At 65.8% G+C, this 1,638-nt stretch carries 1 protein-coding gene; it reads right to left on the reverse strand.

Features of this window, described 5'->3' with window-relative positions; translation table 11 throughout:
* Positions 1-134: 134 nt before the first annotated feature.
* Positions 135-1,427, reverse strand: a complete 1,293-nt coding sequence (locus tag PMI38_RS20990; protein WP_008098408.1) for an NAD(P)/FAD-dependent oxidoreductase — start codon at positions 1,425-1,427, stop codon at positions 135-137.
* Positions 1,428-1,638 lie beyond the last annotated feature (211 nt).

Genomic DNA, 1,638 nt, shown 5'->3' on the forward strand with positions numbered 1-1,638 from the left:
GCGGACAACCATGGCCTGACAGACCGTGGCACGTTGCAACAAATGTAGGAGCGGATTTATCCGCGATGCGCCGCGCGGGCGGCGCTCGGTCTCGACAACCCCGCATGACTCAAGGCAGGCCCTGCAAACGAAACCTACACCAGCTCTTTGAGCCGGTGCCAAAGCATCCCCAGCGCCAGTAGCGGCGAGCGCAAGTGCTTGCCCCCGGGGAAGGTGATGTGCGGCACCTTGGCGAACAGGTCGAAGCGCCCGCTCTGCTGGCCGCTGATCGCCTCGCCCAGCAGGCGCGCGGCCAGGTGGGTGGCGTTGAGCCCGTGGCCCGAATAGGCCTGGGCGTAATAGACATTGGGCTGGCTGGCCAGGCGGCCGATCTGCGGCAAGCGGTTGGCGCCGATGCCGATCATGCCGCCCCATTGGTAATCGATGCGAACGTCGGCCAGTTGCGGGAACACCTTGAGCATCTTCGGCCCCATGTAGGCGGCGATGTCCTGCGGGTCGCGGCCGGAATAGTGGCAGGCACCGCCGAACAGCAGGCGGTGGTCGGCGGACAGGCGATAGTAGTCCAGGGCCACGCGCTGGTCGCACACCGCCATGTTCTGCGGCAGCAATTGGCGGGCGCGTTCTTCACCGAGCGGTTCGGTGGCGATGATGTAGCTGCCGGCAGGCAGCACCTTGCCGCCCAGCTCGCGGTTGAGGTCGTTGTGGTAGGCGTTGCAGCACAGCACCAGGGTCTTGGCCCGCACGCTGCCCTGGGCCGTGTGGACCTTCACTTGCGGGCCATAGTCGATGCGGCTGACTTCCGATTGCTCGAACAGCCGCACACCGAGCCGACTGGCCAGGGCCGCTTCGCCCAGTGCCAGGTTGAGCGGGTGCAGGTGTCCGGAGCCCATGTCGATCAAACCGCCGACATAGCGGTCGGAGCCGACCACGCTGTGGATGTCGTCCTTCTGCACCAGGCGCAGTTCGTGGCGGTAGCCCAGGCTGCGCAGTTCTTCGGCATCCTCGGCAAAACCTTGCAGCTCGCCGGGTTTGTTGGCCAGGTCGCAGTAGCCCCAGGTCAGGTCGCAGGCGATGGCGTGACGCTCGACCCGTTCGCGGACGATTTCCACGGCTTCCAGGCCCATCAGCTTCAGGCTGCGCACGCCTTCTTCACCGATCACCGGGAGAAACTGCTCCAGGCCATGGCCGACACCACGGATCAACTGCCCGCCGTTGCGCCCACTGGCGCCCCAGCCGAGTTTGCGCGCTTCCAGCAGGATGACCGAAAGACCACGCTCGGCCAGCTCGATGGCGGTATTCAGGCCTGAGTAGCCGCCGCCGACGATGCACACGTCGGCGCTGTGTTCGCCCTGCAGATAAGGATGATCGGGGTGTGGCGCGCTGCTGGCGGCGTAGTAGGAGGCGGCGTGCTGCGCGCTGTGGATCATTGGGCGGGTCCTGGGTATTGGGGCAGAAGGAGGAGGATAAGCTGGGGTTTTGTGGTGGGGCAACTGGCCTCATCGCTGGCAAGCCAGCTTGCAATTGTAGGACTCGGCGTGATCCATGTGGGAGCGGGCTTGCCCCGCGAAACAAGCAGCGCGGAGCATGGCACCGGCTTCGCCGGTGTTCGCGGGACAAGCCCGCTCCCACAGGAATCGC

The organism is Pseudomonas sp. GM84, assembly GCF_000282535.1.
GTDB lineage: Bacteria > Pseudomonadota > Gammaproteobacteria > Pseudomonadales > Pseudomonadaceae > Aquipseudomonas.

Bases quoted from the DNA above. Each gene is read 5' to 3' on its own strand.
- PMI38_RS20990 (WP_008098408.1), bottom strand. From the start codon at position 1,427: ATGATCCACAGCGCGCAGCACGCCGCCTCCTACTACGCCGCCAGCAGC.